Here is a 7220-nt window from a genome sequence, read left to right on the forward strand (position 1 = left end):
AACGCAGGCATGGCGACTGGTACGATCCGCAGCGGTCTCCGCTTTGGCCGGCTCGTGGTATCGCATGAGGACAGCCCCTATTTTTGGCGTGGCCGCTTCGCGCGGCGGCGCTGGTTCTGCGATTGCGAATGCGGCGGCGGCGCCACGGTGCGGGAAGACAGGTTGAAGGCCGGCACGACGTTGAGCTGCGGCTGCCTGCGCGACGATGCCTCGCGCGAGCGGCAGTTCCGCCATGGCGGCAAGGCGGGCGGCCGAGTGGCGCCAGAATATCATGTCTGGCAGGCGCTGCTGCATCGGCAGCAGGAGGCCTCGGTCTGCCGCCGCTGGCGGGCCGGCGGCGGGCGCGGCTATGCGGCCTTCCTTGAGGATCTCGGCAAGCGGCCGAGCCCGGACCACCGGCTGGTGCGGATCAACGAGCAGCGCGGCTTCTCGCCGGCCAATTGCGCCTGGGAGCACTCGCCGCCACGGCGCGGGACACCGCGGCATTTCATCCCCTATCGCGGGCGGATGGTGAGCCTCGCGGCGGCCGCCGCCGCGACCGGCATCGACTACCGCCGGCTCTGCAAGCGGTTGGAGCGTGGCTGGTCGCCGGCAGAGGCGCTGCGGCCCTAAACCGGTCCGGCGGCGGTAAAGCCGCCGTCGACTGCCAACTCGGCGCCGGTGATGTATTTCGCCTCCTCGGAGACGAGGAAGAGCACGGCATGGGCAACATCCCAGCCGCTGCCCATCTGTCCGACCGGCACGCTGGCATGGCGGCGGGCGATCAGCGCCTCCGCGTCATTGGCGCCGAGCTGGCGCACCAGGCGATGCTCGACCAGCGGCGTGTGCATCAGCCCGGGGATCACCGTGTTGCAGCGAATGCCTCGGCGCGCATAGGCCATGGCGACGGATTTCGAGAAAGCGAGGACGCCTGCCTTGCTCGCAGAATAAGCCACATGCGGTCGCCCGGCCGACATGCGCAGCGCGGCGACGGAGGAGATGTTGACGATCGCGCCGCCGCCCTGCCCTTCCATCACGGGCAACACGTATTTGCAGCCGAGGAAGGGTGTTTTCAGGTTGAAGTCGATCTGACGGTCCCAGACCTCCTCCGGCATGTCGACCGGGCCGCCGGGCGCCGAACCGCCGACATTGTTCACCAGGATGTCGATGCGGCCGTATTGCGCGAGGCATGCGGCGATGGCGGCTTCCACCGCGGCGGCGTCGAGCATGTCGCAGACATGGGTGGTGCAGGCGCCACCCTCGCCCGCGATGATCGCCGCCGTCTCGGCGACGGCCTCCGGTGCGATGTCGATGGCGAAGACCTGCGCGCCCCGGCGCGCGAGCAGCACCGCCGTCGCCTTGCCGTTGCCCCAGCCCGGCCCGACCGAGCCAGCGCCTGTGACGATGGCCACCTTACCCGTGAGGTCCAGCATCCTTCCTCCTCGATGAACTTTCGTGCCGTTCAGGCGATGAAGCCACGATCGTAACCGAGACAGAGGATTGCATGATTGCCGCCCTTCGCCTGCTGCTGATTCCCGCCCTGCTGACCATGACCCTGGCCGCATGCGACCGCGAGGGGCCGGCTGAGCGTGCCGGGCGGAGCCTCGACCGGGCCGGGGAGCGCGTGCGCGACACGGTGGACCCGCCGCGTGGGCCGGTGGAGCGTCTGGGTCGCTCGGTGGACCGGGCCGTCAACTGATGCCCTGCCCCCTTCCGCCCATGGGACGGAAGGGGGCAGCGAACCCCGCGCGGGCAGGATAAGTCCGCAGAGGTGCTTCGCTTCTTCGGGAACAGGCCAAGGCCGACCGAAGGCCTTCGCGCGACGATCACCACGATGCGGCAAGTCGGCCGCTTCAGTGATCGCACATCCAGCTCTTTACATGCGGCGGTCCAGGCCGACCGGCTCCGGCCGGGGCTGGTCGCGCGCCATCTGGCCATGCAGCAGGTCGGTGATCACGGCGACCGCCAAAGTCGGCGTGAAGGGCTTGGCGATGAAGCGCGAGCCGGCGACCTGCTGATGCGGCTCCGCCCGGTTGTAGCGGCCCGAGGCGTAGATGACCGGCAGCCCGGCACGGATCACCCGCGCAGCGCGGGCCAGGGCGAAACCATCCGATCCGCCAGGAAGATTGATGTCGGTCAGCATGAGGTCGATTTCGGGATGGTCGCAGAGCAGCGACAGCGCGGCGCGTGCGTCCTCTGCTTCGATCACCTCGAAGCCCATATCGCCCAGGGCATCGACGAGGGTGAGACGAACCAGGAAATCATCTTCGACAATTAACAAAACAGATCGGTCACTATGCATCGGTGGATTCCTTGCCCCCGATTAACCGAAGACCCGACCGATAGCTCCGTTGCCCGGTGCCGCTGTGACGAGCGCGTTACAGGGCACACGAAACTGCGCACGTCACCCTGAAGTCGCATTGGTACGGAACAAAGGAAACCCTGGCACCACCCTCATGGGTTGTAAACATTGCATCATGGTTCACAAGTAACGGCATCGCGCCAATGCCTGGGCGTTATCTGATTTCTTCACAGACGCCGGATGTGAATGATTCGCCTGCGACAACATCGCCGGCAAAGCTTCTTCTCGGTCTAGCGAAGTAACGCATGGTGGAGTTTTAGTCGGCGCGGTCCTGCATCTCGGCGACCTCAAGCAGGGTGGCGCCGTTGCGGCGGGCCTGCAGCGTCTCCGTCTCCCGGCAGGGCTGGCCTTGCAGTAAGGCGGAACCGGGGGCCGTCACCTCCAGCTTGGCGCGCACGCGGCAGACGACGCGCTGCGAGGAAGGGGAAGAGCCTCCGTGCCAGCGGCGGATCGCCTCCTCCCAGGTGCCGGTCTCGGTGTACCAGCGGCGCAGCAGGCCGCCGGCCCAGTCGGTCGCACGCACCGGGTCGAGCGGCCAGTCGGAGCCGCGAGCATGCACCCGGGCATTCACCTGCACGCAGCCGGCCATGACGCTGTGCCGGGCTGACGCCTGGGCCAGAAGGCGGCGGGCGGCCGGCAGGTCCTCCGGGAAATAGGAGCGGCCGGCAATATTGAGCGCATGGGCGTGCAGCCCGCTCTCGGAGAGGGCGACGGCCACGAGCAGGCCCTGCGGCAGGCCATGCACCCGCTCGGCCCGGCGGGCGGCGGCAAGGCAGGCGGCGCGGGGCGAGCCCGGCAGGGAGGTCGCCATGGCGGGAGGCAGGAGTTCCTGCGGGGCATCCGGCAGGCGCGGCGCGGCCGCCGTGGGATGGGCGGCATGCTTGTGAGAAGGCCGGGCGGCGGCGGTGGCGAGCGGCGCGGCCGCCAGCAGCATCGCCAGGGCAATACTCGCCCGCCGCCAGGCTCCTGCCATGCGGTTTTCCCCCGAAGGGAGGGCGCCCCGCGCACCACGCGGGAACGCCGCTGAGGGTCGCCGGGAGTTGCCTGCCGGCGTGCCGTTCGCGGACGTCATACGTGGGCGTTAGCACGGGCCTGAAGGATCACGCAACACGGCGTGATCGAAGCCCGGGCTGTCACGGCCCCGAGGCTGCCCCATTTGGCCTGCAATCTCCTGCCGCCGGGAGGATCCATCATGCCGCAGCTCACGCGCCGCAGCCTTGCCGCGGGCATCGCCCTGCTCGCTCCGCCAGCATGGGCGGAGACCACCTATCCGGAGCGGCCGGTGGTGCTGGTTGTGCCCTTCTCCGCCGGCGGCGCGGCCGATATCGCGGGCCGGACGCTGGCCGCGCATGTCGGGCGCTACCTGCCGAACCCGCAGGCCGGGTTGGTGGTGGAGAACCGCACCGGCGCCTCGGGCGCGGTCGGCACCAGCGCCGTGGCGCGGGCCAAGCCGGACGGGCAGACGCTGCTGCTGGCGCGCATCGGCTCCTCCGCCATCCTGCCCGCGACCGACCCGCGTACGCCCTATGCCTGGGACGAGTTCACCATGCTCGGCCTGCTGGACGAAAATCCCTTCGTCCTCTGCGTGCGGGCCGATGCGCCGTGGCGGACGCTCGGCGAGCTGGCGGGGGCGCTGCGTGAGGCGCCGGGGCGGCTGAATTTCGCCACGACCGGGCCGGCGACGCTGCTCGACCTCGGGGTGCGGCATCTCTTCGCCAGCCTCGGCCTGCCGATCGATGCGGGGGTCGCCATCCCCTTCCGCGGCGGGGCGGAGGCGGTGGCGTCGGTGCTCGGCGGGCAGGCGCAGTTCATCGGCAACAACCTCAGCGACATGGCGGGGGCGATCGCCGACAAGCAGTTGCGCGCGCTCGTGGTCGGCACGGCGGAGCGGCTGCCCTCCCTCCCCGGCGTGCCGACGGCGCGCGAGGCGGAGGTGGAGCCGCTGGCGCGCATCGCCGGGTGGAACGCGCTCTTCGGCCCGCGCGGCCTGCCGGACGGGGTGGTGGGCGCCTGGACCTCCGCCCTCGCCCGGCTGCGGCAGGACCAGGGCTGGATTGGAGCGACCCGGCGTGTCGGCTCAATCCCCCGGATGCTTTCGCCGGAGGAGACGCGGGATTACGTGTGGGCGCAGGTGACGCTGTACCGAGAGCTGGCGAAGCGGCTGGGGCTGATCTGAGCGGGTTGCGGGACCGCCTCGCCGGACTACCTTGGCGGCGAAACGGAGACCGCGCATGGACAGCCTGACCCCCGCCACCACCGGCAAGGCGGAGGCGCTCGCCGCCCGCTATGGCCGCGATGCCATCCTGCCGGCCGGGCCGTGGAACGAGACCATCGCCGGGATGCTCGGCCATCGCTCGGTGCGCGCCTACCGGCCGGACCCGCTGCCGGAGGGGACGCTGGAGACGCTGGTGGCCGCCGCCTCCTCGGCCGCGACCTCCTCCAACCTGCAGACCTGGTCGGTGGTCGCGGTGCAGGACCCGGAGGTGCGCGCGGCGATGGCCGAGGTGGCCAGCGGGCAGAAGCATGTGCGGGAATGCCCGCTCTTCCTCGTCTGGATCGCCGATCTCTCGCGCAACGCCAGGCTCGCCGAGGCCGAGGGCGTGACGCTGGAGGGGCTGCCCTATCTCGAGAGCTTTCTCGTCGCCGCCGTCGATGCGGCGCTGGCGGCGCAGAATGCGGTGGTGGCGGCCGAATCGCTGGGCCTCTCGACCGTCTATATCGGGGCGCTGCGGAACGACGTGCAGCGCGTGGCGGGGCTGCTCGGCCTGCCGCCGGGGGCAGTCGGCGTCTTCGGGCTTTGCGTCGGATACGCGGCCGACCCGGGCGAGGTGAAGCCGCGGCTGCCGCAGGCGGTGGTGTTGCATCGCGAGCGCTACGCAAGCGAGGGCGAGGCGGCGCGGCGGGCGGGGTATGACGCGGTGCTCGGCGAATTCTCCGCCCGCAACGGCATGGGGCCCGATGGCTGGACACGGCGCGTCATCGGCCGCTTGGCGACGCTGCGCGCGATGGCGGGGCGCGACCGGCTGGTGGCGGCGCTGCGGGAGCTCGGCTTTCCGCTGCGGTAGGGGGTTTCTTAATCGGAAGGCGGGTAGAGCCCTGTAACCGGCCGCGCCGATCCGCGGCGGGCCGGCGAGGGGTTCCATGGCCACGCTCACCGGTACCGCGGGCGCCGACCTGTTGCAGGGGACGGATGGGGCGGACAGCCTCGCCGGCCTCGGCGGCGACGATTTGCTGGTCGGCGGCGCGGGGAACGATACGCTCGACGGTGGGGCGGGCAATGACCGGGCGGTGATCGACCGCTCGGCCAGCACGGCGGCGATCACCTTCTACATGCTGGCGCCGGGGCTGGTCAGCCAGATCGCCGGGACCAGCGTGACGGGGGTGGAGCATCTGGGCTTCACCGCGGGCAGCGGGAATGACGGGCTGGTCGGCGGCGCGGGAGATGACAGCCTTGCCGGCGGGGCGGGGAAGGATGCGCTGCAAGGCCTGGCCGGGGCGGATACGCTGCTCGGCGGCGATGGCGCTGATACGCTGCTCGGCGGGGCCGGGGCCGACCGGCTGACCGGTGGGGCGGGGGCGGACCGCTTCATCCTGCAAGGCAGCGGCGGGCTCGACAGCAGCCTCGCCGCCCCCGACCGCATCACCGATTTCAGCGCCGATGACGGCGACCTGCTGGTGCTGCGGGGCGAGGCGATCGGCACCGGGCTGCTGCCGCTGGCAACGGGCAGCTTCGGCCTCTCGGGCGGGGCGAGCCTGCCGGTCGGCTTCGGCGGGGCGCTGGCGGCGCGGGTGGCGCCGGTGGCCGGCATGGCGCTGCCGGATGCGACGGGGGGAAAGGGCCTCACGCTCTATTGGCAGCCGGGGCTTTCGGCAGGCGGCTGGCTGCTGCTCGACCTCGACGGCGACGGGCTACTCGGCAATGCCGACCTCGTGGTGCGGTTCGACCTGTCGACGGGGCAGGCGATCGGGGCCGGGAGCTTCGTCGCCGGGACCTTCTCCATCCTCGGGACCCCGGGGGCGGACAGCCTGACGGGCACGGCCGGGGCGGATCGTATCCACGGCTTCGCTGGCGCGGACGTGCTGGCGGGGCTCGACGGGGACGACACCCTCCTCGGCGGCGAGGGGAATGACAGCCTCATCGGCGGCACCGGCTTCGACAGCCTGGTCGGCGGCGAGGGCGACGATTCGCTCGGTGGCGACGACGGGATCGATGTGCTCGATGGCGGAAGCGGCAATGACGGGCTGATCGGCGGCGCGGGAAACGACCTGCTGATCGGCGGCGCCGGCGACGACTGGCTGCGGGGCGGCGACGGGGATGACAGCCTGCAGGGTGGCGATGGCGCCGATCGGCTGGAGGCCGGGCCAGGGTCCGATACGCTGCTGCTCCAGGGCATGGCGCAGGCGAGCTGGTCTTCCCTCGAGGCGATGGACACCGTCATCGGCTTCAGCCGGGCGGAGGGCGACCGGTTGCGCATCAGCAATGCCTGGTTCGGCCGGGCGGATGGCGGCGGGGCGGATGCCGGGACTTATACCAAATCCCACTGATCAGAACCGATGCGCCCAATCGCGCAGTCCGATGGACATGATAGTCCAGGGCTGCTCGACGAGGCGGTTCCAGGCGCGACAGCAATGGTCGACGATGTCGTCGTAGCAGCGGAAGATGCGGTTGGAGAGCCAGTTGTCCCGCAGGAACTGCCAGGTGTTCTCGACCGGGTTCAATTCTGGACACTTGGGCGGCAGCGGGATGAGGGTGATGTTCGGCGGTACCTCGAGCCTGTCCGATAGGTGCCATCCGGCTTGGTCGAGCAGCAGCACGGCATGCGCGTTCGGCGCCACAGCGGCAGCGATCTCGGCGAGATGCAGGCTCATGGCTGCGGTG

At 70.8% G+C, this 7220-nt stretch carries 9 protein-coding genes; 5 read left to right on the forward strand and 4 right to left on the reverse strand.

Annotated elements, in window-relative coordinates:
* Positions 1-9: 9 nt before the first annotated feature.
* Complete coding sequence (locus tag EP26_RS23730; RefSeq protein ID WP_043342313.1) at positions 10-612, forward strand: hypothetical protein; 603 nt, start codon at positions 10-12, stop codon at positions 610-612.
* On the opposite strand, the gene EP26_RS23735 is transcribed toward EP26_RS23730, so the two are convergent.
* Entirely contained in the window at positions 609-1412 is an 804-nt protein-coding gene (locus tag EP26_RS23735; RefSeq protein WP_043342314.1) for an SDR family NAD(P)-dependent oxidoreductase, read from the reverse strand. The genes EP26_RS23730 and EP26_RS23735 overlap by 4 nt on opposite strands.
* Positions 1413-1483: 71 nt before the next feature.
* Between EP26_RS23735 and EP26_RS23740 the strand changes: the two genes are divergently transcribed.
* Positions 1484-1678 (forward strand): hypothetical protein, encoded by a 195-nt coding sequence (locus EP26_RS23740; protein WP_052389586.1) that lies wholly within the window; start codon positions 1484-1486, stop codon positions 1676-1678.
* A gap of 177 nt (positions 1679-1855) precedes the next feature.
* On the opposite strand, the gene EP26_RS32360 is transcribed toward EP26_RS23740, so the two are convergent.
* Both EP26_RS32360 and EP26_RS23750 read right to left on the reverse strand, forming a co-directional pair.
* Positions 1856-2260, reverse strand: a complete 405-nt coding sequence (locus EP26_RS32360; RefSeq protein WP_052389587.1) for a response regulator — start codon at positions 2258-2260, stop codon at positions 1856-1858.
* A 337-nt stretch (positions 2261-2597) separates the two neighbouring features.
* Positions 2598-3314: a transglycosylase gene (locus tag EP26_RS23750; RefSeq protein ID WP_245624493.1), complete on the reverse strand. Its 717-nt coding sequence runs from the start codon at positions 3312-3314 to the stop codon at positions 2598-2600.
* A gap of 219 nt (positions 3315-3533) precedes the next feature.
* Between EP26_RS23750 and EP26_RS23755 the strand changes: the two genes are divergently transcribed.
* The 3 genes from EP26_RS23755 (at position 3534) to EP26_RS23765 (ending at position 6886) form a co-directional block, all read left to right on the forward strand.
* A complete protein-coding gene (locus EP26_RS23755) occupies positions 3534-4517 on the forward strand; it encodes a Bug family tripartite tricarboxylate transporter substrate binding protein (protein WP_052389588.1) in 984 nt (327 codons plus the stop codon).
* A gap of 55 nt (positions 4518-4572) precedes the next feature.
* Positions 4573-5406: an NADPH-dependent oxidoreductase gene (locus tag EP26_RS23760; RefSeq protein WP_043342315.1), complete on the forward strand. Its 834-nt coding sequence runs from the start codon at positions 4573-4575 to the stop codon at positions 5404-5406.
* 76 nt (positions 5407-5482) lie between these two features.
* The gene (locus EP26_RS23765; protein WP_052389589.1) at positions 5483-6886 is read left to right on the forward strand and encodes a calcium-binding protein; all 1404 of its coding nucleotides are present in this window, start codon (positions 5483-5485) and stop codon (positions 6884-6886) included.
* Here the strand turns inward: EP26_RS23765 and EP26_RS23770 are convergent.
* Positions 6887-7220 (reverse strand): transposase (locus EP26_RS23770; protein ID WP_043342325.1); only part of this gene is annotated, 334 nt, incomplete at its 5' end.

Origin of the sequence: Belnapia moabensis DSM 16746, from assembly GCF_000745835.1 — a bacterium.
GTDB classification, from domain to species: Bacteria; Pseudomonadota; Alphaproteobacteria; order Acetobacterales; family Acetobacteraceae; genus Belnapia; species Belnapia moabensis.

Excerpts from the sequence above, each read along its gene's own strand:
- EP26_RS23730 (WP_043342313.1), top strand. The coding sequence starts at position 10 with ATGGCGACTGGTACGATCCGCAGCGGTCTCCGCTTTGGCCGGCTCGTG.
- EP26_RS23735 (WP_043342314.1), bottom strand. The coding sequence starts at position 1,412 with ATGCTGGACCTCACGGGTAAGGTGGCCATCGTCACAGGCGCTGGCTCG.
- EP26_RS23740 (WP_052389586.1), top strand. The coding sequence starts at position 1,484 with ATGATTGCCGCCCTTCGCCTGCTGCTGATTCCCGCCCTGCTGACCATG.
- EP26_RS23750 (WP_245624493.1), bottom strand. The coding sequence starts at position 3,314 with ATGGCAGGAGCCTGGCGGCGGGCGAGTATTGCCCTGGCGATGCTGCTG.
- EP26_RS23755 (WP_052389588.1), top strand. The coding sequence starts at position 3,534 with ATGCCGCAGCTCACGCGCCGCAGCCTTGCCGCGGGCATCGCCCTGCTC.
- EP26_RS23760 (WP_043342315.1), top strand. The coding sequence starts at position 4,573 with ATGGACAGCCTGACCCCCGCCACCACCGGCAAGGCGGAGGCGCTCGCC.
- EP26_RS23765 (WP_052389589.1), top strand. The coding sequence starts at position 5,483 with ATGGCCACGCTCACCGGTACCGCGGGCGCCGACCTGTTGCAGGGGACG.